The sequence below is a fragment of the Blautia sp. CGZ-1-C1 genome (assembly GCF_056504575.1).
Genome location: NZ_JBWLUT010000159.1, coordinates 1 through 24139, shown reverse-complemented (window position 1 = coordinate 24139; position 24139 = coordinate 1). Strand labels below are relative to the sequence as shown.

At 42.0% G+C, this 24139-nt stretch carries 20 protein-coding genes and 1 pseudogene; 4 read left to right on the top strand and 17 right to left on the bottom strand.

The annotated features are described in order from the left end of the window. Positions 1–12 precede the first annotated feature (12 nt). The 6 genes from smc to AC058W_RS14845 form a co-directional block, all read right to left on the bottom strand. Complete coding sequence (gene smc, locus AC058W_RS14870) at positions 13–3573, bottom strand: chromosome segregation protein SMC (protein WP_118609646.1); 3561 nt, start codon at positions 3571–3573, stop codon at positions 13–15. An 81-nt stretch (positions 3574–3654) separates the two neighbouring features. Next, a complete protein-coding gene (rnc, locus tag AC058W_RS14865) occupies positions 3655–4338 on the bottom strand; it encodes a ribonuclease III (protein WP_117674749.1) in 684 nt (227 codons plus the stop codon). A 62-nt stretch (positions 4339–4400) separates the two neighbouring features. Further along, positions 4401–4628 carry an acyl carrier protein gene (acpP, locus tag AC058W_RS14860; protein ID WP_117674748.1) on the bottom strand — a complete coding sequence of 76 codons (228 nt, stop codon included), beginning with the start codon at positions 4626–4628 and terminating at the stop codon, positions 4401–4403. Positions 4629–4683: 55 nt separating this feature from the next. Continuing rightward, positions 4684–5736 (bottom strand): phosphate acyltransferase PlsX, encoded by a 1053-nt coding sequence (gene plsX / locus AC058W_RS14855; protein ID WP_117674747.1) that lies wholly within the window; start codon positions 5734–5736, stop codon positions 4684–4686. 272 nt (positions 5737–6008) lie between these two features. After that, on the bottom strand, positions 6009–7826 hold the full coding sequence (locus AC058W_RS14850; RefSeq protein ID WP_117674746.1) for an ABC-F family ATP-binding cassette domain-containing protein: 1818 nt from the start codon (positions 7824–7826) through the stop codon (positions 6009–6011). A gap of 380 nt (positions 7827–8206) precedes the next feature. After that, positions 8207–9022, bottom strand: a complete 816-nt coding sequence (locus AC058W_RS14845) for a hypothetical protein (RefSeq protein WP_117674745.1) — start codon at positions 9020–9022, stop codon at positions 8207–8209. A gap of 507 nt (positions 9023–9529) precedes the next feature. Between AC058W_RS14845 and AC058W_RS14840 the strand changes: the two genes are divergently transcribed. Next, positions 9530–9895, top strand: coding sequence for a LytR/AlgR family response regulator transcription factor (locus AC058W_RS14840; protein ID WP_479390253.1), 366 nt, complete (start codon positions 9530–9532; stop codon positions 9893–9895). Beyond that, positions 9798–10079: pseudogene (locus AC058W_RS14835) on the top strand (LytR/AlgR family response regulator transcription factor); the annotation flags it as partial. The gene AC058W_RS14840 and the pseudogene AC058W_RS14835, both read left to right, overlap by 98 nt. A gap of 249 nt (positions 10080–10328) precedes the next feature. Here AC058W_RS14835 and AC058W_RS14830 read toward each other — a convergent pair. The 8 genes from AC058W_RS14830 to pta form a co-directional block, all read right to left on the bottom strand. Next, a complete protein-coding gene (locus AC058W_RS14830) occupies positions 10329–10595 on the bottom strand; it encodes a GHKL domain-containing protein (RefSeq protein ID WP_479390255.1) in 267 nt (88 codons plus the stop codon). A 61-nt stretch (positions 10596–10656) separates the two neighbouring features. After that, positions 10657–12240 carry a hypothetical protein gene (locus AC058W_RS14825; protein ID WP_479390252.1) on the bottom strand — a complete coding sequence of 528 codons (1584 nt, stop codon included), beginning with the start codon at positions 12238–12240 and terminating at the stop codon, positions 10657–10659. A 66-nt stretch (positions 12241–12306) separates the two neighbouring features. Beyond that, positions 12307–14709, bottom strand: a complete 2403-nt coding sequence (locus AC058W_RS14820) for a hypothetical protein (RefSeq protein WP_147417122.1) — start codon at positions 14707–14709, stop codon at positions 12307–12309. A 237-nt stretch (positions 14710–14946) separates the two neighbouring features. Beyond that, positions 14947–16302, bottom strand: coding sequence for an MATE family efflux transporter (locus AC058W_RS14815; RefSeq protein WP_118609645.1), 1356 nt, complete (start codon positions 16300–16302; stop codon positions 14947–14949). A 204-nt stretch (positions 16303–16506) separates the two neighbouring features. After that, a complete protein-coding gene (gene rpmF / locus AC058W_RS14810; RefSeq protein ID WP_008704709.1) occupies positions 16507–16689 on the bottom strand; it encodes a 50S ribosomal protein L32 in 183 nt (60 codons plus the stop codon). Between the two features lie 4 nt (positions 16690–16693). Next, positions 16694–17221, bottom strand: coding sequence for a YceD family protein (locus AC058W_RS14805; RefSeq protein WP_117674741.1), 528 nt, complete (start codon positions 17219–17221; stop codon positions 16694–16696). A 315-nt stretch (positions 17222–17536) separates the two neighbouring features. Beyond that, entirely contained in the window at positions 17537–18727 is a 1191-nt protein-coding gene (locus AC058W_RS14800) for an acetate/propionate family kinase (RefSeq protein WP_117674845.1), read from the bottom strand. A 234-nt stretch (positions 18728–18961) separates the two neighbouring features. Then, positions 18962–19972 carry a phosphate acetyltransferase gene (gene pta / locus AC058W_RS14795; protein ID WP_117674740.1) on the bottom strand — a complete coding sequence of 337 codons (1011 nt, stop codon included), beginning with the start codon at positions 19970–19972 and terminating at the stop codon, positions 18962–18964. A gap of 251 nt (positions 19973–20223) precedes the next feature. On the opposite strand from pta, the gene AC058W_RS14790 reads away from it, so the two are divergent. Then, the gene (locus tag AC058W_RS14790; RefSeq protein WP_479390251.1) at positions 20224–21393 is read left to right on the top strand and encodes a tRNA(Met) cytidine acetate ligase; all 1170 of its coding nucleotides are present in this window, start codon (positions 20224–20226) and stop codon (positions 21391–21393) included. Further along, positions 21296–21592, top strand: coding sequence for a nucleotidyltransferase family protein (locus tag AC058W_RS14785; protein WP_479390254.1), 297 nt, complete (start codon positions 21296–21298; stop codon positions 21590–21592). The genes AC058W_RS14790 and AC058W_RS14785 overlap by 98 nt, the downstream gene beginning before the upstream one ends. 65 nt (positions 21593–21657) lie before the next feature. Here AC058W_RS14785 and AC058W_RS14780 read toward each other — a convergent pair whose 3' ends face one another. The 3 genes from AC058W_RS14780 to AC058W_RS14770 form a co-directional block, all read right to left on the bottom strand. Next, entirely contained in the window at positions 21658–23295 is a 1638-nt protein-coding gene (locus AC058W_RS14780) for a SpoIIE family protein phosphatase (protein ID WP_182464963.1), read from the bottom strand. After that, the gene (locus AC058W_RS14775) at positions 23292–23666 is read right to left on the bottom strand and encodes a hypothetical protein (protein WP_147417049.1); all 375 of its coding nucleotides are present in this window, start codon (positions 23664–23666) and stop codon (positions 23292–23294) included. Before AC058W_RS14775 ends, AC058W_RS14780 begins: the two co-directional genes overlap by 4 nt. 246 nt (positions 23667–23912) lie before the next feature. Continuing rightward, positions 23913–24139: hypothetical protein (locus AC058W_RS14770; protein ID WP_479390250.1), on the bottom strand; the 227-nt coding region annotated here is incomplete at its 5' end.

Below are 24139 nucleotides of genomic sequence, written 5' to 3'. Positions count from 1 at the left end.
ATACTCCTCCTGTTACTGGGTAAGCTGGTTCTCTACTAAGTCAACAGAAACCAGTGTCGATACCCCTTTTTCCTGCATGGTAATTCCATAAAGCCGGTCTGCGGCGTTCATAGTTCCACGTCTATGGGTTATTATAATAAATTGTGTGTTTTTCGTCAACTTCTGTAAATATCCGGCAAAACGTCCTACGTTGGAATCATCAAGCGCAGCCTCGATTTCATCCAGAAGGCAGAACGGTGACGGTTTCAGATTCTGAATTGCGAAAAGAAGAGCGATTGCTGTCAGTGCTTTCTCTCCACCGGAAAGCTGCATCATATTCTGCAGTTTCTTTCCAGGCGGCTGGGAAATGATCTTAATCCCGGCTTCCAGGATATCAGCCTCCTCATCAAGCTCCAGCGTTCCTTTTCCGCCTCCAAAAAGTTCTTTGAATGCTTTGTCAAATTCCTTCTGGATTTCGCCAAACTTCTCTGTAAACTGCTTGCGCATTCCCTCGTCAAGCTCCTGAATGATCTGTTCCAGGGTTTTCTCCGCTGTAACCAGATCCTCATACTGTCCAGAAAGGAATGTGTGACGTTCCAGAAGTTCTTTGTAATCCTCTATCGCATTTACATTGACTGGTCCGAGCCTTCTGATATCATCTTTGATCTGAGCTGCCTGTTTCTTCATCTCTGAAAGGTCTGTCAGTTCCTCTTTTCTGTAAGAAAGAGCATTATTCGGAGTAATCTCATACTCTGACCACATATAAGCAATCCGTTCCTCCCTGCTCTCTTCCAGCTTCTCCATCTGCCCCTGCAGACGGTAGCATTCTTTATCCAGAAGCCCGATCTGGCCGGACAGATAATCTCTTTTCTCAAAGAATTCTTTATGCCGGGAGTTTCTGCTTTCTTTTTCTTTCTGCAGATTTTCCAGCTGTTCCTTTGACTGTCTCTCGTGCAGGTCTGATTCTTTTGCCTCTTTCTTAAGCTGTGTAATCATCTGCTGCTTCTTTTCCATCTCTTCACTGCTATGAGCAAGAGACTCATAGATTCCGTCTTTCTCGGTTTGCAGAGCCTTCACTTCTGATCTCAGTCGGCTTAAGTTTTCCTGGTCAAATTTCTCTTTCTGATCAAGGGTGGATGACTGAAGACGAATCTCTTCCAGACCTTTGGAAACCTTTCCTTCTTCCTCTTTCCACTCGTCCAGTTCTGACTGCTTTGTTTCGATAAAACTCTCCAGTTCTTTTTCATCCTGTTTAGAACTTTCCAGTTCCTGCGTGATTCGTTCGTGATCCTGTCTGATCTCCATAACCTGGCGTTTGATTTCTGCCTGGTCTCTGTTAATCTGATCATATCCACTTCGGATTTCTTCTGCCTTTTTCTCCTGCTGTTTAATATTCATTCTGGCAGTATTCTGCTCGATATATTTCTGGCGGAGTTTCTCCTGAAATTCTGCAATCGTGTCACGGATCATATTTCTCTGATTACGATTTTCTTCAATCGCTTTCTGCATTTCCACAAGATTATTCTTCAGCTGACTTACTTTTGTTTCCAGCTCTTCGATCTCACGACGTCTTCCAAGCAGGTTGCTGTTGTTTCTGAACGCACCACCTGTCATGGAACCACCCGGACTTAAGGATTCACCCTCTGTGGTAACCATTCTCAGACTGTGTCTGTATTTCCTTCCAATTATAATCGCATGGTCAATATTGTCAACTACCAGCACTCTTCCGAGAAGAAACTTCGTAATCTGCTGATACTGTGGCGCTGTGGTCACAAGTTCACTGGCAATACCGATAACGCCCGGCTCTCTCAGTGCCTCTCTCGGGGTAAATTCTCCTCTTGGACTGATACTGCTCATAGGCAGGAAGGTAGCACGTCCATAACGGTTCTTCTTCAGAAACTCAATCAGTGTTTTCGCCGTCTGTTCATTGTCTGTAACAATGTTCTGGATGCTTCCGCCCAATGCAGTCTCAATCGCGATCTCATAATCTTTGTTTACCTGGATCAGATCCGCAACAACGCCCTGGATTCCCGGAACCCGCTCTTTCTGTTCCATGACTCTCCGGATACTGTTTCCATAACCATCATAGCGCTCTGTGATATTCTTAAGTGATTCCAGACGGGAAGCCTCTCTGTGATATGCAGTCTGCCCCATTTCCATCTGAGCGTTCTGTTCTTTCAGTTTCCCCTGAATCTGTTCCGCGCTCTGACTGAGATGTTCACATTCCTCATTCATAGACTGAATTTGCTCTGTGATCTCGTCATATTGTTTCTGCGCTTTGGAAAGAATCGTCTGCTGCTCTTCCTCTTCACTTTTTAATCTGAGGATTCGCTGGCTGATCTCCGCTTTACGGATATCCGCCTGCTCCATCATTGCGTCAAATCTCTGAGCCTTACCTTTTGTGTTTGCACGGCTGTTGAGGATTTCAATGATTTCATTCTTACCATCCTCCACTTCCTGCGTACAGGCCTCGATATTCTCCTGCGCTGTCTTTAACTTCTCTTCTTCCTCAGAAAGTTTCGTGCGGACTGTCTTTAACTGCGCATAAATATCTGCTCTCTCTTCTTCCAGTTTTTTCTGCGAAGAAGTTCTTACGGAAAGTTCCTCCTCAATCGTCTGAAGGCGTCCCTTGTAATGCTCCTCATTCTGCGCACCTGCAAGGATCTGCTCATTTAATACATTTACCTGGCCTTCCAGCTGCTGTTTATGAATTGCCTGTTCCTGACCGGAAATACGCAGTGCATCCATTTTTGCATTTAAATCTTCCAGTTCCTGTTCCAGACGCTCATATTCAACCTTCGTCTGATCATAGGATTTCTGGGTATCTTTTAACTGATTCTGTGCGATAGCAAGTTTCTCTTCCAGTTCTTTCAGCGCCTGTGCCGTATTCGCAAACTCCATCAGGAACATATTTACATCCAGTTCTTTCAGCGTTTCCCTTTTTGCAAGGTAAATTCTGGCTGTCTCAGACTGCTTCTCCAGCGGTCCCAGCTGTCTGGTAAGTTCTGAAAGGATGTCGGTCACTCGCACCAGATTCTGACGTTCTTCCTCCAGCTTCTTGATCGTGGTATTCTTTCTTCTTTTAAATTTAACAATACCTGCTGCCTCATCAAAAAGCTCTCTTCGTTCTTCCGGCTTTCCGCTTAAGATCCTGTCGATCTGGCCCTGTCCGATAATCGAATAACCTTCTTTACCAATACCGGTATCATAGAACATCTCGTTGATATCCTTCAATCGGCAGGCACTTCCATTGATCTTATATTCACTCTCACCGGAACGGTAAAGTCTTCTGGTAACTGTAACTTCATTAAAATCAACCGGGAGTTTATGATCGGAATTGTCCAGCGTGATAGCCACCGACGCATAGCTTAAAGGTTTCCTTGTCTCTGTACCGGAGAAAATAACATCCTGCATATTTCCTCCTCGTAAAGACTTGGCACTCTGTTCACCCAGAACCCATCTCACCGCATCGCCAACATTGCTCTTCCCACTTCCATTCGGGCCTACAATGCCGGTAATTCCATTATGAAATTCAAAATTGATCTTCTGGGCAAACGATTTAAACCCCTGTACCTCTATATTCTTTAAATACATAATTCTCCTGTATATTATTACTGCTCACTTCGTGTGTTACTGTTCACTCCGTGCACAGTAACTTTCGCGTTCAGTAATTATTTATTTCTTAAGCACGCGGATTGCCTGATAAGCCGCGGCCTGCTCTGCTGCTTTCTTGGTATGACCGCTTCCCTGTCCCATTACTTTACCGTTTACTCTTGCATCTACAGTAAAGTTTTTGTTGTGATCCGGTCCTTCTTCTTTTATCAGAACGTATTCTACCGGCTGAGTTCCCTTTTCCTGCACGATTTCCTGCAGGATGGTCTTGCTATCATAAAAGAGCTGTTTGTGTTCAATATCATTCAGGATAAAATTCAGCACAAACTCCTTTGCACTAGCAAAACCACCATCCAGATAAATAGCTCCCAATAAAGCTTCTGTCGCATCAGATACGATAGAATCCCTGTTTCTTCCGCCTGTCATATCTTCTCCTTTTCCAAGAAGCAGAAACTGTGGAAGTCCGAATTCTCTTGCACAATAGGCAAGACTTGGCTCACATACAAGGCTGGCTCTCTTTTTAGTCAGTTCACCCTCCGGAACCTGGGTAAATTTGGCATACAGAAAATCACTGCTGATCAGCTCCAGAACAGCATCTCCCAGAAACTCCAGTCTCTCGTTACATCCCAGCTTACCAAGCTTCTTCTCATTTGCATAAGAACTGTGTGTCAGCGCCTGTGTAAGATAATGCTTATTTTTGAAATGATATCCGATAATCTCTTCTAATTCTTCTGTTTTTTTGTTCATTCCTTTAACCCTCTCCATACGAGTGGGGCTGTCACCGGACAACCCCATCCTTATTTCATCTTTTATTTGATCGCGCGGAGCGCTTCAATAGCGTCACCCACTGTCTGGATCTGCTCTACCGCTTCGTTCTCAAGTTCAATGTCATATTCCTCTTCAATTCCCATGATGATCTGAAAAATATCAAGAGAATCCGCACCCAGATCATCTACAAACGTAGTATCTGCGGTGATCGAATCGGCATCAATGTTTAAGACCTCTGCGATGATCGCTTTTATCTTTTCCAGTTCCATGTACAACACCCTCCTTCCTGTTTCATATTTTTCTTTTTTCATTTATTATCAAATCTTATAGAAAATCTGTTTCTGTCTTAGCTTTTGGTATTTCTTCTTTGTCTTCCAGAATACGCTCAGCGATCTTTTCGTTGATTTTCTCCTGTTTGAACTGTACACACTGGAAAATACCATGCTTGATTTCAATGGCTTTAGCACTTCCATGAGTCTTTACTACCAGTCCTTTCAGACCGAGAAGCGGTGCTCCGCCGTATTCACTTGCATCGAAGGATTTCAGAGTCTCTTTTAATGCCGGTTTTACCAGAAGTGCTCCGACTTTACTTCTGAGACTGGTCATCATTCCCTCTTTAATCTTGTGGACCAGGGCAGAACCAACTCCCTCATATAATTTCAGAATTACATTTCCTACAAACGCCTCACATACAACTACATCCGCATATCCTGCAGGGATATCTCTGGCTTCGATACTGCCAATGAAGTTAATGCTCTTACATTCTTTCAGAAGCGGGAATGTCTCTTTTACAAGTGCATTTCCCTTCTCTTCTTCTGCTCCGTTATTTACGATTGCAACTCGTGGGTTCTTAATGCCAACAACATTCTCCATATAAATAGAACCCATCTTCGCAAACTGTACCAGATGCGATGGACGTGCATCCACATTTGCTCCACAATCGATCAGCAGGGATACTCCGTCGAGCGTAGGAATCAGCGGCGCAAGCGGTGGTCTCTCCACGCCTTTACTTCTTCCTACCAGCACCTGTCCGCCTACTAAAACAGCGCCTGTGCTTCCAGAAGAAACAAAAGCATCTGCTTCCTGTTTCTTAACCATATTCAATCCAACAACGATTGATGAATCCTTTTTCTTACGGATTGCAAAAACAGGCGGCTCTGCTGTCTCAATCACTTCTGAAGCGTTGACAACCTCGATCTGCTCCTTCGGATATCCGGAGTATTTCGCCAGCTCTTTCTCAATTACTTCCTGCTTTCCTGTAAGTATTACTTTTATGTCCTGTCTCTCTGTCACAGCTTCCACTGCAGCCTTGACCGGCTCTACCGGGGCATTGTCCCCGCCCATTGCGTCTACCACAACTCTGACCTGTTCTGCCATATCTATATCTCCTGTTAACTTTCTAATACTGTTCATTTGAATTATTTACACACTACTCATAATCTGTATGATACTAAAGAAACATCCGCAAAGTCAATAGAATCTGAAAAGTTTCTCTCTTCTACTTCCGTTACTGTTCACTCCGTTCTCAGTAACGTAGCCAAAATTCATTCCAGATTGCCTGCGGCAATGGAATTTTGGCTTGTATGTCTCGGGATTTTGGCATATTTATGCCAAAACACCTCGCGGGATAGTGGTGTGTGAACAGTAATCTACTTCTCATTCTTCTGCGCTTCGATTTTCTCTGCCAAATCATTAAGGTAAACCCAACGGTCCATCTTCTCATCCAGATCTGCCTGCGTCTTCTCTTTCTGCTCCATAATCTCACGAAGCTTCATAGAATTAGTTGCATTCGCCTCCATATCCTTATCAAGCTTCTCCAACAGTTCCTCCAGAGCAGCGATATCATCATCAATCGTCTCAAATTCCCTCTGCTCTTTATAGGTAAACTTCAATTTCTGAGGACGATTCTGCTTCCAGTCTGACTGCGCCGCTTTCTTCTTTTCCACATCAACAGCCGCGCCCGAACCATCAGATACTGTTACTCCCTTCCTTGCCAGAGCTTCTGTATAATCCGTATATCCGCCCTCGTACTGCGTCAGATGTCCATCCCCTTCAAAAGCAAAGATCCTGTCCACAATATTATCCAGAAAATATCTGTCATGAGACACCGCGATTACAATCCCCGCAAAAGAATCCAGATAATCCTCCAGAATTGTCAATGTCGGAATATCCAGATCATTGCTTGGCTCATCCAGGAGCAGCACATTCGGTGCCTCCATCAGAACCTTCAACAGGTACAGACGCCTCTTCTCCCCGCCAGACAACTTGGCAATCGGCGCATACTGCATCGCAGAATCAAACAAAAATCTCTCCAGCATCATAGTCGCAGATATCTTACCATCTCTGGTCGGAATATATTCCGCAACATCTCGAATATAATCAATCACACGCTGATTCGTATCCATATCCGGAACTTCCTGCGCAAAATAGCCGATACGGATCGTCTCACCAATCTCCACCTCACCCGCATCCGGCTGCACCACTCCATCTATAATCTTAATCAACGTCGACTTTCCACATCCATTCGGACCAATGATACCCAGACGCTGATTACGAAGCACAATATAATTAAAATCATCCAGAATCTTCCTCTCGCCAAAGCTCTTGCTGATATGATGAAGCTCTATCGTCTTCTTACCCATACGCGTCTCAACAGAATCCAGCTCTACGTTTGCATCCCTCACAGGTGCCTTCCCATTCTTCAACGCTTCCAGACGCTCCAGACGCGCACGCTGCTTAGTACTTCTCGCACGACAGCCCCTCTTCGCCCATTCCAGTTCCATGCGAAGGACACTCTGCCTCTTCCTCTCACTCGCAAGCTCCATCTCCTCGCGCTCTGCCTTCAGCTCCAGAAACTTCGAATAATTCGCCTCATACGCATAAAGATTCCCATGAGAAATCTCCAGAATCTTATTCGTAACCCTGTCAAGAAAATACCTGTCATGCGTAACCATGATCACAACGCCTTTAAAACCTCTCAGAAAATCCTCAAGCCAGGTAACCATCTCATTATCCAGATGGTTCGTCGGCTCATCCAGAAGAAGCACATCACAAGGATTCACCAAAGTCCTCGCCAAAGCCACCCTCTTCTTCTGCCCGCCAGACAAATGATCAATCTTCTCCTCATGATTCACAATCCCCAGCTTATTCAGCACATTCCTGGCCTCGCTCTCCGTACTCCAGTCCTTCTGCCATTTCCCCTCTGCCACATAATCCAGAATCGAAGCCCCCTCCGGAAACTGGGGCATCTGCGGCAGATACGTAATCCGCAGCCCATTCTGCGTAATAACCTGCCCCTCATCCGGCTCCTCCAGCCCACCGATAATCTTCAAAATCGTAGACTTCCCAGTACCATTGATCCCGATAATCCCAATCTTATCCCCCTGATGCACCCCATAAGAAACATCATCCAAAACCACCTTCTCGCCAAACACCTTAGAAACATGCTCTATATTCAAAATATTCATAAATCAAAACCTCTCTCATAATTTTCGTCCCCCTGACCCGGGAACAAATCTGTCTACCATTATACCATTTTTCTCCCTTTTCTAAAACCCCCCAGTTATCCAGAACATCTCCCTCCCAAAACAAACGTTACTGTTCACTCCGTTCACAGTAACGTAGCCAAAATTCATTCCAGATTGCCTGCGGCAATGGAATTTTGGCTTGTATGTCTCGGGATTTTGGCATATTCATGCCAAAACACCTCGCGGGATAGTGATGCGTGAACAGTAACAAACAAACTATTTTTCTGCGCATCCCTTTTCAAAGATACAAAAAAACGCTCCCCTCCAGGCAAACCCGAAGGGGAGCATCCCAAACACTATTTATTTTCAAGAAGAGAGCGTTAGTTCATCTCAGTTCCATTTTCAACTGCATATTTCAGCCCCTGAACCGCAACCGCAATCGTAGCTTCCTCTACAGTTGCACTTCCAAGATCGCCCATATCCAGTGTCAAAGTATCATCATCATTTACAGCAACGCCAAAAGTAAGTGACATTTCAGATATTTCATCAGTAATCGTTACCATACCATTCTCTTCATCAAAAGTACCCTCACCGATAAAACTTACATACTCATCATTGTCATTGATCACGATCACAGAGCAAAAAGTTCCGTCATCATTGTCACCATAAATAAAAGTTTCTCCTGCTTCTGTAACACCAGAATAGCATTCTGTCAGAGTATTTCCCATCTGCTGATAAATCTCGTTATAATCAGCTTCATCACCAGAAGCTTCATAAGGCTCCAGAGTTGCTGTCATCTCCAGGCTGTCCGGATCATAGAGTTCCAGAACATTCTCTTCTTCATTTGCCTGTAACAGATAAGTTACCATATTTTCATCATCATACGTGCCGTCATCATTTGCAAACTGCATTGCAAGAGCTGTGTATTCCCCGTCTGAAGCCAGACTGTAAACACCTAAAATATCCTGTTCCTCGTCCTTCCACTGACCAAAGAATGAATTATCTTTGTAGAATCCATAAATATCTCCTGCGCTGTCCTGCCAGATACCGATCAGTGCTTCTGATATATCAGCAACATCTCCGTCATCTGCAGTCTCTTCTTCTGCCGCATCATCCGCAGCCCACACCGGAACTACCATAGAACTTACCATCGCTGCTGTGCAAAGACCTGCCATTAATTTTCTCCAGTTTTTCATATTTCTTACCATTCCTTTCTTAAAATGTGTTTCGTTTCTTACTGAATTTCTATGAGCTTACTATAAAAAATTTTGATAACATTTTCAATATACATGGGATTAAACGACATTTTCTGTGAAATAATGCACATATCTCACAACAATTTGTATCTTTCATAACCACAATCTGTTTCATTCCAGTTACTGTTCACTGGTAATATCCCGCGAGGTGTTTTGTGTGAGCGAAGGTCACCTACAGAACCTGCCACTGGCAGCTTCTTACGGATGCTTGGCAACAGAAAACCCGAGACATACCGCGCGAATTTATGCGATTAGCATAAATTCTGTGCATCGCGAAGCGTGTTGCTGTGAACGGAGTGAACAGTAACCCATTCCAGACTATCAGTCATAAACTATATTTTTCCTTGAATATCTCCTGCAAATACGTTAAAATGAAAAGCATATTGCAGATAATTTTCTGGTTACACCAGAGTTTTATCTGATTCAGTTATCCGTGGAGGTGTTCCCTTGAACATTGCAATTCTTGACGATTCCAAGGAGGATCTTAAACAGATACGTTCTGTAATCTCTTCCTATTATAAATCACAAAATACAGACGCAGACATTCATCTATATTCCAGTGCAGAATCCTTTTTCCAGAAATATTCCCCCGGCATTTATGATCTGATCATCATGGATATTTATATGGGTAATATGACCGGTATGGACGCCGCAAAAAAATTACGTGAAGCAAAAGATTCTGCTGCCTTAATTTTCATTACAAGCAGTGATTCTTATGCTGTGGAAAGCTACGATGTCAACTGCATCCAATTATCTTCTGAAACCATTTCAGCCGGAAAAACTGTGCAGGATTCTTTCTACCATACAGGTTAAACAATCACAGAATTCCAGATATATCGAACTGGTTTCTGACCGCACCCCTGTAAAGATTCCGGTCCGAAGTATTCTTTATGTCGATACATACCGAAATGCGATCCAGGTACATACAACTGACGCCGGAGTTATCCGCTCCTACATCACATTTCAGAAATTCGAAGAACTCCTTGCCGGCATGAAATGCTTTCTTTCCTGCTACAGAGGATGTATCGTAAACATGGATCATATCGAGCAGTCCACCGATGAAGGATTTATCATGGATAATCAGGAACTTGTCACTATACGCAAACGCGGTTCCAACGCAATAGAAAAAAAGCATATCTGGAGTATCTGTTTTCCTCAGATTCTGAGTAAACAGATACTCTGGTATGTCGACAAATTGATTTCTAAAACAATCCGACTTGTTGATACACAAAGATATGCCTGTATCCTATATTTCTTCCATTGCTTTCAACGGTATAAAAATATTAACTTTGAAAATCCCGTTTTCCGTACAAAAAACTGCATAGCCGCCTGCTTTCTGCACCACTTCCGTTACCGATGCCGTTCCAATTCCAAGACCTTCATGCTTGGTTGAATAAAATTCATTTTCTTTTCTCTGTATCTCATTTGAATACGGATTTGAAATCTCTATGAGAAGTTTCTTATTTCGTATCCTGGTAAAAATTTTTACATATGGTTTTACATCTGGCGGCAGAATTTTTACCGCCTCTACTGCATTCTCCAGAAGATTTCCATAAATCTTACATAAATCTGTATCAGAAATGCCAGAGATTCTGTGGCAGCATCATATCATATTCAAACGAAATCCCTCGCTGTTTTAACTCTCCCGCATAAAAATGAATCACCGCATCCACTGCCATATTTCTGCAATAACAGATCACCGCCTCTTCCTTCGTCATGGCAGCCGAATATTTTCCAAGATAATCCATCATCTCCTGATACTTTTCCTGCTGGGCATAGGACATGATCACGCGCAGATGATGCCTCATATCATGCCTCATCCTGCTGATCTCATCCATCTTTTCTGTCAGTTCTTCATAATGCTGTTTTTGCATCTGAAGTTTCTGCTCCATCTGGCGGCTGTACTCTCCATATGTAAGCTGAAATCTGTAAGCATTTGCAAGTTCTATCCACAGAGTCAGTCCCACACTTAAAACCAGCACTGCCGCCCCTAATTCCGTAAACCAGCCGCCTATGACCGGCTCATATACTTTCCATATTCTGTCTGCTGCCAGCGAAGCCGCATAGACAATAATTCCTGTCAGTAAAATATTGCTGTATTTTCGCTGAATCTCTTTGATACTCTTAAAAATCAGGTACCCTGCTGTCAGCCATTTCATAACTTCTGTAACCGCTGATATAAAATACAAGCCTCTCGCCGACTGCACTTTACTGCAAAATAATTCCGTCAAAAATACCAGCACACCTACCGCCAGAAGAATGACCGCCAGAATTTCCGGCAGACGTCTCTCATCTTCCAGAATTTTCTGTTGCACAACCACAACACATGCAAACATCAAATAATAAAACAGCGCTTCCATTCCATAACATGGCTGCACCTTTACAGCCATAAACGCATGCAAAACAGGATAAGAGCTATACCCCAGCACGCAGATACACAGCAGACTAAAAAATCCAATTTCCGCTTTTCTGGTTCGGATAAACATATACAAAGCAAAAAGTAAAATACAGAAAGTAAACGCCATATAAACGGAATAAGTCATCACTGATAAGCCTCTGATCAGATTTACCTTAAACGGAGATCCCAGAATCGGGACAAACTGAATTCCCGAGGACACCGAATGTCTGTCTGTCACAGCGATCATAATCTCTGCTGTTCCTTTTCCTTCAAATGTGAATACTCTGTTCTGTATCTGTTCTTCATAATTTTCCGGATCCGGATTTCCAACCTGTCCCACCAGATTGCCGTCTATATACAGATTATAGGAAGAAAAAACCTCTACCAGACCTATGGCATATCTCTTTTCCTTCTCCGGAAGCACAAGTGTCATCCGGTATGTCCCACTTCCGAAAGGAGATCTGTCTTTGTCGCCAAGATCCATTCCTCCGTATTCCCCGATTGAAATATAACGGCTGTAATACTTACCTTTATTCTCCTTTAATTCCTGCGGAGCCAGCAGTACATCCGGATAATATTCCCACTCTCTGGCCAGATAATGAACCGAATCATCATCCGGAACATAGAGAATTCCCTGGATTGGCTGATCTCCTTTTGCTGTATATTTATTATCAAAACGATAGAGCAAAAAGAATACTCCCATAGATACAGTTAACACTGTCACTATGAGCATCAATGAATATTTCCAGTTTTTCTTCATTGTGCACCCCCTTTGCTCCATTGCGCTGCGGGACAGTTTTTTATCCGCCCATGTGTTATTGAATTGTTATCTTTTTTGCTTCCTGTGTTTTTTTCTCAGAATCAAAAATCCAGTCAGAAGCACCGCTCCTGCTATTATCAAACCCAGAGAAATTTTTACAGATTGTTTCAAATCTTTCCCTGTCAACAAACTTTCCCTGTGTTCTGATTCTTCTGATTCCTGAACTGCACCGGTATCATTCATGTCAGAAAGAATCTCTCCATCTTCCTGCATAATTTCGTCTGTTACTGCCACTTCTGTCTCAGAATCTTTCACCGAAAATCCCGTCTGATCTGCTCCTGCCTCTCCTTGATTTTCCTGGACGCTGTTTGATGACTGTCCATCTGTAATAAAATAATCTCCGGTTTTATCAAGTGTCACCTGGAGAACCTTCTGTTCCTCCTGATAGCTCTTTGCATACTGATTTCCCTGCGTATCTTCAATGACCACCGTTTCAGGTGACTGAATTCCTTTTAACACTGAGATTGATATCTTCACTACAGTCCCCGGAATCTCCGTCACTTCCTCTCCTCTGACAAAAATCCTCAGAGAAAATGCCAACTCTGCTGTTTTTTCAATGCGAACCTGCACCTCATCATTTTCATTTACCTTCCATGCATTTACCGTTTCCGAAGAAACCGTGACAGAAATCCCCTGCTTTTCAAATTTTGCACTGCCATTCTGCTGTATCATCAAAAGTAATCTACGTCCGCTGACAGCAGTGATCACGTCTGTGCTCAGCTCTGTCACTGAATCGTTGGTCGTATCGGTTTCTGCTGTCACCTTCGTTCCTGATTCTTTATTGCCTGTATTCCTGTTATCCTGTCCATTACCAGCATTTGCAGAATTATAATTATAAGATCCATTTTCATAACCTGCTTCTTCTGATTCCTGATTCTGGGCATTGTCAGCTTCTGCCCCATCAGGAACAGGAGTTATTGTAAGTTTTATTTCCGGCGCTTTCTGCACAATATCCGGAAGATTCTTCTCATCTCTGTCCGAAAAATTTCTCTCATGCCAGTATTCATTTACAATAAATTCATCATTGTAGGAAAAAGAATAGATTCCGGTGCTGCCCTTTTCATGGACAACACAAATATCATAAGTATTTCCCTTCTTTAACACTTCCCGGCAGTAGAGAAGCACTCCCCGGGACGTGATCTCCACAAGTTCTTTATCTGCTTTCTGATAGCTTCCTTTGTTTTCACGAATATAAACCTGCATATTCTGAAGATCTGCTTTTGAAAATCCGTCCATTAACATAGGAAATTCAATCATATCTACCGCAGGCATACTGTAAGTGTCAATCTGTGGATTTCCTTTTTTCTGCACTGAAATATATGCACATGCCTCAGGAAGTGTCAGATCATCTGACAGCTTATACCCCTGAGGAATCACGAAAGTTCCCGTCAGTTTATATACCCCTGACTTTGAAGTATTTACCCGACTTACATCCCACGATGACTCCAGCATGATCTCCGGATTCTCTGCTGTATTTTCAAACTTTTGAGCTGTACTGACACGAAGTTTTATATCCTCTGTCAGTTCCTCCTTTATTTTTTTCAGATTTGCGCCCGTTTTTACAGCATACGCGGCACATCTGCTTAAGTATTTCTCATCGCTGGTATCGTAAGACCGAATACAATTTCCAGGTTTCTGGATATCTCCAATCTGGCTATATTGATAACTGTAAATATTCAGACTTCCATCTTTAAGATACCGAAAACGCAAAGTGCCAGTCTGCTTTTCACCATTGTCATATGTCACCAGTATAGAATATGTATTTCCGGCAGTCATACTCTGGTTGGAAACATACAAACCCTCCTCATCACAAAAAGCAAAGCCTTCTTCTGTCAGATTCAGCCACTGTCCGTTGTCTTTTTTCAGATATGCTTCCATAGAATCCGGATTTTCCTGCTGTATCCATGGGAAAATATATAAACCGGCGGCAGTCAGCCTGTAATAGGTATTGATGTCCGGTTTATCCTGATACTGGACAGAAACTGTTGTCTGTACCTGCGGACTCGAAATCCCACCCAGATCATATTCCTCCGGCAGTTTCAGCACACCTTTTATTGTATAAACGCCAGCCAGTTTCATATTTACAGAAGAAACATTCCAGACTACCGGAATATGCAATGTCTCCGTATCCGTATAAACCGTATAGGATACCTCTGCCAATTTCTCAACGATCTCATCACTGTCCTTATTCAATTCAACAGCCACTGCAGGGATATCCCTGGGCTCGATCACATCATGAACAGTAATCGCCTGTGCCCAAATCTCTGTCGGACTTTTTAACAGACAGAGCCCCAGCGCACAAAAAGCCAACACTGCTAATACAATTACACCTTTTTCTTTTTTTATTTTCTTCTCTGTTACCATAATAACGCCCTTTTCATTCACGCATAGCCAAAAAGAATCCCGCAAGCAGGATTCTCCGCCTGCGCTGGTTCTCTTTAACGATATAATTCTCTCCGCTGCAGTACAATCCAGCCCAGAGGCCTTTTCATATCACAGGAATATTATGGAGTATAATTTCCAATAATATAAAAACAGCAACTTATTTTTCATGTATATCTTCAGATTACCCTATCTGAGAACTTTTAGCAACAGATATAGGATAAATCGCATTTTTTCATGAAAAATGAGTTACTGTTTATATGTTTATTCTACTTTTTCTTTTTTTCCCGGGAATTTCATAAAATAATATACAATGAATAAGACCGCTGTAATACTCCATGAAACCGGATAGCTGAGCATGATCGTGTTAATTCCAGGATACATCTGTCCTGCTGTAAAGAGCCAGAGGATTCGCAGGGAACATACCCCGCCGCATGTAAGGAGCATTGGCACCAGAACTTTTCCGGTTCCACGTAGTGCACCGGAAAGAATTCCAATGATTACATAAACAAAATAGGATGGCAGTAAAAAACGGCTCATATGCACACCATGAGTAATTACTGCACTGTCTGTCGTAAATAAGCGGTAAATCCATGGTGCACCTCCATACATCAGCAGGATCATCACTGCCGAACTTATCATACTCATGATCATACAGACTCTTACACTCTTTCGCATTCTGTGATATTTGCCTGCCCCGAAGTTCTGCCCTACAAAGGTAGTAATGGAAATCGCAAACGCATTAATCACCATCCAGAATATAGCATCGATTTTTCCCAGTGTTCCCCAGGCTGCCACTGTATCTGTTCCAAGATTATTTACAAATACCTGTATCACAATATTCGATATATTATACATTACAGATTCCAGCCCGGCCGGAATGCCGATGCAAAGTACCGATAACAGCATCCTCTTGTCAAACCGAATCCGGCTGATTTTCAGTGCATAGATTTCCCTGGTCTTTAATAACATTCCTGTTACGATCAGCGCACTGACCACCTGGGAAGTAACTGTCGCAACTGCCACTCCGACAATTCCCATGTGAAATGCCACAACGAAAAACAAGTCTAACACAATGTTTAAAATACATGTCACGATCAGAACATACAATGGTCTTTTGGAATCTCCCACCGCACGCAGGATCGAAGCTCCCATATTGTAGATCAGGTTGAAAATGATCCCGCCAAAATATATCTGAAGATAAATAGCAGAATCATCTACCACATCCGCCGGTGTCTTCATGAGTAACAACGCCGGTCTGGCAAAAAAGATTCCCACAATTGTAAGAATCACACCTGCTGCAAGCGAAAATGCAAACGCCGTATGTAATGCCTTGCTTAGACCCTTCTTATCTTTCGCCCCATAAAACTGGGAGATTACAACCGCAGCCCCCGAGGACAATCCAACAAAAAAGCCTACGATCAGATTGGCAATCTGACTGGCCGAACCACCTACTGCCGCAAGCGCCTGTTTACCTACAAATCTTCCCACAACGATCGTATCTGCCGTATTATAGATCTGCTGAAAAAACGTTCCAAATACAATAGGAAAGAAAAATAACAGCAGCTGTTTCCAGATCACACCTTCCGTGATCTGGTTTACCTTCCCCTTTTCATTCATTTCCTTTATTCCTCATCCATTTTATTTTATAGTCCCCACCCACTGCTTATTGTTCTTCGCAACCTCCGCAGGGGGCTTACCTGATTCAGTTAAAAACAATTTTTAATCCCTATTTGATACTACTGTGCCGACAAATTTTCACATACAAAAAAGCAGGCACCCCAGTAGATGGGACAACCTGCCATGCTTTGTAATCATTAAGAATTAGTCTTCAACTTTAATGATTTCCTTTTTGTTGTAGCTTCCGCAAGCTTTGCATACTCTGTGCGGCATCATCAGTTCGCCACATTTGCTGCATTTTACAAGGTTCGGAGCGCTCATTTTCCAGTTTGCTCTTCTCTTATCGCGTCTTGCTTTGGAAGATTTATTCTTCGGACAGATGGACATTATGTTACACCTCCTTAAATTTACTAAATATATCACTGATAGCTGCCATACGGGGATCCTTAGGTTCCTCGACGCATCCACAAGGACCGTCATTGAGGTTTTTCCCGCACTGGCTACAGATTCCTTTGCAGTCTTCTCTACATAAAACCTTCAAAGGCCAGCTCATCAGTACCTCAAGATAGACCAGCTGGTCCACATCCAGGTCCATACCTGTGAGATAAGAACTCTCGTCCAGATCATTCACACGGTCTTCATCCGTAAGCTTCATATCAAGTTTTCGCTCGATTTCTAAAGGAATCTCTGTTGAAACCTCCTCAAGACATCTGTCACAGGGAATACCTACGGTAATCTTACCTGTTCCTTTAATCTCAAGATTTCTGTCACCTGTATTCGTAATAGTAAGCTCTACCGGCTCTTTTGCAAGCACCGGAAAACTTCCTGACTGAAAGGTGATCGTATCCATTCCAAACTCCACTGTTTTCTGAATACGCATTCCCTCACTGGATGAAATATCTGATAAATGTATCTGCATACTTTTCTCCTATCCACACTTGTTTTATTATACATACCGTCTTTGCTTTTGTCAACGATAAATTAGAAAAATTTCACATTTTGTCAAGTAATATTCCTTTACGGGATATCTTCTTAAAAACACCGCAAGGTGCAAAGAAGGGTGCCCCTGACAGGATACACCCTTCTCTTCTATATAAATATAGTTTTATACGAACTATATTTCTCTCGTCCGGACACATTACAGGCACTTTATTGCCTGATCTTTCTACACACCGCTACATCCTAAGATATGCGAAACGCAGTCATCTGAAAGCAAGAAACCTGCCTGATCTGATTAAACCAGTGCTACAGTCTCTCTGCAGATTGCAAGCTCTTCGTTTGTAGGAATTACAGCAACTTTAACTTTGGAATCCGGTGTGGAAATTACGATTTCTTCTCCACGAACACCGTTAGCTTCTTTGTCAAGTGTAACTCCGAGGTATCCAAGATAGCTTACAACTTTCTCACGTACAGGAATAGCATTCTCACCGATACCTGCTGTAAATACGATCGCATCTACACCATTCATAGCTGCAACATATCCGCCAACGAATTTAGCGATACCATAGCAGAGAACGTCGATTGCGTTAGCTGCATCTTCGTTTCCGCTCTGAGCTGCATCGTTCAGGTCACGGAAGTCACTGGATAATCCGCCGGATAATCCAAGAAGACCAGATTTCTTATTAAGAACGTTCATCATACCTGCGATATCAAGGTTTTCTTTCTTAGCGATGAATTCCATGATAGCCGGGTCGATGTTACCGGAACGTGTTCCCATAACAACACCTTCAAGTGGAGTAAGACCCATTGTTGTGTCTACACACTCACCGTTTACAACAGCACTGATGGAAGAACCGTTTCCAAGGTGGCAGACGATAACTTTGGAGTTATCTTTGTCAAGACCAAGGAATTCAACAGCACGTTTGGAAACAAAGCTGTGAGATGTTCCGTGGAAACCATATCTTCTTACTTTGTAGTTCTTGTAATATTCGATCGGAAGACCATAGAGATATGCTTTTGCAGGCATTGTCTGATGGAAAGCTGTATCAAATACTGCTACCTGAGGTACACCCGGCATAAGTTCGGAGCATACACGAATGCCGATCAGGTTTGCAGGATTATGAAGTGGTGCAAGGTCATTGCATTCTTCTACTGCTGCGATTACTTCGTCTGTGATCACTACAGATTTGGCAAATTTCTCACCGCCATGTACAACACGATGTCCAACAGCGTTTACTTCTTTCAGGCTTCCGATTGCACCTGTTTTGTCATTTGTGAGGGCATCCAGTACCATCTGGATTGCTTCTTTATGTGTAGGCATTGCAGCTTCTGTGATTTCTTTGTCACAGCCTGTTTTCTGATATACTAATCTTCCGTCGATACCGATTCTCTCGCAGAGACCTTTTGCAAGAACTGCTTCTGAATCAGAGTTGATCAGCTGATATTTAAGGGATGAACTTCCACAGTTGATTACTAATACGTTCATTTTCATATTCTGCCGGCAACAAATTTCGAATACTGTCAATAATCCTGACACAAGTCTTCGAATATTTCTGTCAGCTTTTCCTTTCATATTATAATATTAATATTCTCATCATTTCCAGGGAAATATGAGTAATGATATCAAAGGCATCAGAATCAGAAATATCTCCTCCGATGCCTTTAACATTATGTAGTCGATAAAACAATTCTCAGTCCGCTTTACTGTCTGACTGAAATCTTATTTGTTGTCGTCAGCCTGGCACTGTACTGCTGTGATAGCTACTACACCAACGATATCGTCTGCAGAGCATCCGCGGGACAGGTCGTTTACAGGTTTAGCGATACCCTGTGTTACAGGTCCATAAGCTTCTGCTTTTGCAAGACGCTGTACAAGTTTGTATCCGATGTTACCTGCATCAAGGTCTGGGAATACAAGTACGTTAGCTTTACCTGCAACTTCGCTTCCAGGAGCTTTAGAAGCACCTACGCTTGGAACGATAGCTGCATCAAGCTGGAATTCTCCGTCAAGTGCAAGTTCCGGATTCTGCTCTTTTGCGATTCTTGTAGCTTCTACAACTTTGTCTACATCAGCATGTTTTGCACTGCCTTTCGTGGAGTGTGAAAGCATTGCAACGATTGGTTTCTCCTGAACAAGAAGTTCGAAGGATTCTGCAGAAGATGCTGCGATTGCTGCAAGCTCTTCTGAAGTCGGGTTCTGGTTCAGACCGGAATCAGCAAATACAAATGCGCCGTTTGCGCCGTATTCGCAGTTTGGAACTACCATTAAGAAGAATGCGGATACAAGTTTTGTACCTGGTTTTGTCTTCAGAATCTGAAGACATGGTCTTAATGTATCAGCTGTAGAGTGACATGCACCGGATACCATACCGTCTGCATCGCCCATTTTTACCATCATTACACCATAGTACAGATACTGGTTAAGAAGAATCTCTTTAGCCTGATCCGGTGTCATGCCTTTTTTCTGTCTTAATTCTACTAACTTGTCAATGTATCCCTGTGTTTTCTCTGATGTAGCAGGATCTACGATCTGTGCGCCGGAAATATCATATCCGTCTTCAGCTGCACTCTTTTTAACAGCTTCTTCGTTACCAACAAGGATAACCTTTGCAATTCCTTCTTTTAAAATTTTCTCTGTAGCTGCCAGAGTTCTCTTATCTTCTGTCTCCGGAAGTACGATTGTTTTTACGTTTGCTTTTGCTCTCTCTTTGAGTGTGTCAATAAATCCCATGATTAAAATGGCTCCTTTCATATAGCAGTTCTGATATCACAATGTCTGTGTACCAGATATCATTACCATTCACCGGATATATTCCGTGAACTGTAATCTGTTTTCTGCGCTGTTTTCATTATAACTCCTGAAGCCTTGTATTTCAAGCATCTGAATGGTAGAATATGACATAAAAAAGTTTTTTTTAAGATGCAATATGGTAAAAAAAGAGAACTCTACAGAATTTCAGAAAGGAGCATCTGTGTAAATTTATGAAAACAGCAGGAATTATTGCAGAATATAATCCTTTTCACAAAGGACATGAATATCAGATCCTGTATGCAAAGGAAAAGTTAAAGGCAGATTATGTTATCGTTGCCATGAGTGGAGATTACGTACAGCGCGGCACCCCTGCTCTCATCTCCAAACATGCGCGGGCGGAAATGGCTCTGCGGTGCGGTGCAGACCTTGTGCTCGAAATGCCGGTATCTGTCTCTACGGCAAGTGCGGAAGCCTTTGCAATGGGCGGTGTTTCCCTGTTGGACAGCCTTGGTGTTGTTGATATGCTATGTTTCGGAAGTGAGTCAGGGGAGATCAGCGCACTGAAAGAACTGGCTGAGATCCTTGTAGAAGAACCGGAAGAATATAAGAAGCTGCTGAAAAGCTTTTTAAGCGAGGGTCTGACTTTTCCCGCTGCCAGAAGCCAGGCGCTGACAGAATATTTTAAGAATCCACGCAACTTCAGCGGTGACGATTTTGACGGAGTCCTTACTCCTCTGTTAAATGAAGTGACACAGATTCTGAGCACTCCCAATAATATTCTGGGAATCGAATACTGTAAGGCACTTCTCCGCCTGAACAGCCGGATCCGCCCTGTCACCCTCCGCAGGGAAGGGATGGGGTATCATGAAACCACTGTCCCTGAAGGAGATTCAGCAAGCCCCTCCCCTGATTTACAGTCATCCACTGATTTTTTTGCATCTGCAACTGCTATACGCAGTCTTATTCAAGATTCGGGAAGCAGCCATCCAGAGGCAATCTCAGACATAAATAATCCAGGCAGAAATTCGGATAACAAAATTGTCAATATACTGTCATCCCAGATTCCGCCAGATGCTTTTTACGTTTTCAAAAAGGCGCTGGACTCCGGTGAATTTCTCACAGAAAATTCTCTGGACTCTATTCTTTCTTACTGCCTTATGAAGGAAAATGTAGAAAGCCTTTCTTCCTATATGGATGTTTCCGAGGATCTCTGCACGAAGAATCATAAATCAGCAAAACCTTCTGACGTCCTTCTCCCAGTCTGTTGCTGTTTTAAAAACCAGAGAGCTTACTCAGACAAGGATACAGAGGGCATTGCTTCATATTATATTAAATATCCATACTGTGCCGACACAGATTCCCTTTGCCAGAGTTCTTGGTTTTTGCAGGGAAAGCAGTGAACTGCTAAGCCAGATCAAGCAGCACAGCCGAATTCCTCTTATCACAAAACTTTCCGATGTGCAGAAACTGCAGGATAAAGAAGCAGAACATATTTTAGCTGAAAACATCTTCTCCTCTAATTTATACGAAAAACTCCTGTGTCTGAAAAACGACAGGAAATTTTACCATGAAACTCAGAAGCAGATTATTATCATCTAAAACAAATTCAGAGGGTATACGGTCCAGATAAAGTTTCCAGACTGTATACCCTCTGGCTATATCATCTAATTTTCAACTATACAATCTATATCTGATATTCTCAGAGAAAGCATGGTAATATCATCAAACTGTGGCGAATCCCCCACAAATCCATCAATTTCTTTATGAACTGCCTGCAGCAGATCTTTACAGTCTTCATATGTAGCCGAATTTAAGCCCTCCAGCATCCGCTCTGTGCCAAATAACTCATTTTCTGCATTTGTAGCCTCTGCAACTCCATCTGTATATACAAAAATCATATCACCTGGTTCAAGTGTAATTTCATATTCTGTATATTTCATATCTTCCATGCCTGCCAGCACAAATCCATGTCTGTCTTTAAGCAATTCAAACTGTCCATTTTTTCTTCGGATAGCAGGATACTCATGTCCTGCATTTGCACAGATCATTTTTCCTGTTGAAATTTCAAGCAGACCAATCCATACTGTTACAAACATTCCTGCTTCATTATTTTCACACAGCTGATTATTTACTTTTTCCAGAATATATTTAGGAGACATCCCTGTCTGTGCCGCACTTTTTATTAATGTTTTTGAAATCATCATAAACAGCGCTGCCGGAACTCCTTTTCCAGATACATCTGCCATAACAATTGCCAGATGATTATTATCCACCAGAAAGAAATCATAAAAATCTCCACCAACTTCTTTTGCCGGAGTCATAGAAGCAAAAATATCGAACTCTTTTCTTTCCGGAAAAGCCGGAAAAATACATGGAAGCATATCTGCCTGAATTTTTGCTGCAACATCAAGTTCTGCTCCGATTCTTTCCTTTTCAGCGGTTACCTTTTGCAGATTATCCAGATATTCATCCAGTTTTTCCAACATATAATTAAATGAATTCCCCAATTCTTCTATTTCATCACCAGTATTGATAGAAATACTTTTTTTATGAAATTCACTGGAAAGTGTAATATCCTGTGTAAATTGCGCCAGTTTTCCCAATGGATTTGTGACCGCTTTCCGCACAAACAAAATATAAAAAACTATACCAACAGCTATGATACCGAAAGAAATACCAAACATCATATATAAAATACTGTTAAGATGTTGTCTTACCTGCTTCATATCCAGAATATACTGAATTTCAGCTATCGCCTTTCCGTTTTCATCCAGAATCGGGCACACAGCAGTATAATTGTATCCATAACTGTTATCTGTAACAAGAGGCATAGGTGGTGCCTCATTTTTTGAATAATAATCCCAGATCACATGATAATTTTGCAGATCATCATCTCCATTTGCCGCATCTGTATACAGAATGTCTGATGCATAAGGAATCTGATTCTCAGGAAGATCCCCCATGCTTTCCACACAGGTATCAATATAAAATGTTACACTGTCTTCATCCGGAACAACAAGTGATAAATAAGTAACTTCATTATCTTCCTTTAATTTATTCATCAACTCGTACATTTCACGATAAGTTTCTGTCTGGTCACCATCTGCTGCAATAATAGTTTTTATGTCTTCTTCCGAAAGCATTTCAGCAATGGTTTTACTCCCGATCAGTACACGTTCTGCATAGGCATTTTCATAATATTTTTTTGAACTAGTGTAACTGAACAGTGAAATTGAAAGAGTAAGCACTACCCCAAGAGTTACTAATGATATCACAAATTTTGGCAACAGCTTTATCTTCATTGCATCTCCTCCTTTAGCTCTTTTATGTATATCTCTGCTGAACAGGTACATCGTCCCTTACAGACAGGACATATTAATTTTTCATTTTCATACCACATATTTTTTACAGTCAGTAAATGTTCAAATTTAAATTTACGCAAATTACTTTCCATAGGAATTTCATCATATTTTTTCCAGAAGGCTCCCAGCATATAATCTGCTTTTAATATTTTCTGCGAATACTCTATAGCAAAAGAAAACAAAATTTCTGATAAGCCCTTATTCCTCATTTTCGGTTCGATTCCTATAGAGCGGAAATTAACAAGCGTATTTTTTTCAGAGCCCATCAGATTTTTTAATACTGCCTGATCTATTTTCAGAAAATCTGCCATTTCATCCTGACTTGTTTTTTGAAAATATACGTAACCACAGAGCATGTTTTCCTGATTTTTTAAAAGAAAAATAAAGCTGTCAGGATTTACTGCCGCATCTCTTATCTCACTTTCGGAATAAAGTTTTTCTCCTACACATTGATCACACATTCTGACAACTGCCGAAATATCCGTTATTCCCATTTTTTCAATTCTGATATTTTTTTCTTTATTCTCCTGTACAAATGTCATATACTTCTCTCCCAGCTATCTGCAACATGTAAAAATCATGACTCCGCATGCAACGTAAACAGACTTTTCTACAAATTCTTTTCGAAATATTGCATAATGCTGTTTTACTTTCCTTTTAATTCCAAAATAATCAGAATCTTCCGGTTCTGTTTCACAAAGATATGCATAATCCAATGGAAGATATGAAAAAAATGTATCAAAAATAAGTTCCTTTTTTTCTTTCTCCTTTTCTTTGGCATTCA

Coding starts and splice junctions, on each gene's coding strand:
- AC058W_RS14825 (WP_479390252.1), bottom strand. CDS start 12,240: ATGAAGAAAAACTGGAAATATTCATTGATGCTCATAGTGACAGTGTTA.
- acpP (WP_117674748.1), bottom strand. CDS start 4,628: ATGGAACTGGAAAAGATAAAAGCGATCATCGCAGAGGTCTTAAACATT.
- AC058W_RS14845 (WP_117674745.1), bottom strand. CDS start 9,022: ATGAAAAACTGGAGAAAATTAATGGCAGGTCTTTGCACAGCAGCGATG.
- smc (WP_118609646.1), bottom strand. CDS start 3,573: ATGTATTTAAAGAATATAGAGGTACAGGGGTTTAAATCGTTTGCCCAG.
- AC058W_RS14815 (WP_118609645.1), bottom strand. CDS start 16,302: ATGAATGAAAAGGGGAAGGTAAACCAGATCACGGAAGGTGTGATCTGG.
- AC058W_RS14775 (WP_147417049.1), bottom strand. CDS start 23,666: ATGGCAGATTTTCTGAAAATAGATCAGGCAGTATTAAAAAATCTGATG.
- AC058W_RS14800 (WP_117674845.1), bottom strand. CDS start 18,727: ATGAACGTATTAGTAATCAACTGTGGAAGTTCATCCCTTAAATATCAG.
- rpmF (WP_008704709.1), bottom strand. CDS start 16,689: ATGTCCATCTGTCCGAAGAATAAATCTTCCAAAGCAAGACGCGATAAG.
- plsX (WP_117674747.1), bottom strand. CDS start 5,736: ATGGCAGAACAGGTCAGAGTTGTGGTAGACGCAATGGGCGGGGACAAT.
- rnc (WP_117674749.1), bottom strand. CDS start 4,338: ATGAACAAAAAAACAGAAGAATTAGAAGAGATTATCGGATATCATTTC.
- AC058W_RS14790 (WP_479390251.1), top strand. CDS start 20,224: ATGAAAACAGCAGGAATTATTGCAGAATATAATCCTTTTCACAAAGGA.
- AC058W_RS14805 (WP_117674741.1), bottom strand. CDS start 17,221: ATGCAGATACATTTATCAGATATTTCATCCAGTGAGGGAATGCGTATT.
- pta (WP_117674740.1), bottom strand. CDS start 19,972: ATGGGATTTATTGACACACTCAAAGAGAGAGCAAAAGCAAACGTAAAA.
- AC058W_RS14850 (WP_117674746.1), bottom strand. CDS start 7,826: ATGAATATTTTGAATATAGAGCATGTTTCTAAGGTGTTTGGCGAGAAG.
- AC058W_RS14780 (WP_182464963.1), bottom strand. CDS start 23,295: ATGAAGATAAAGCTGTTGCCAAAATTTGTGATATCATTAGTAACTCTT.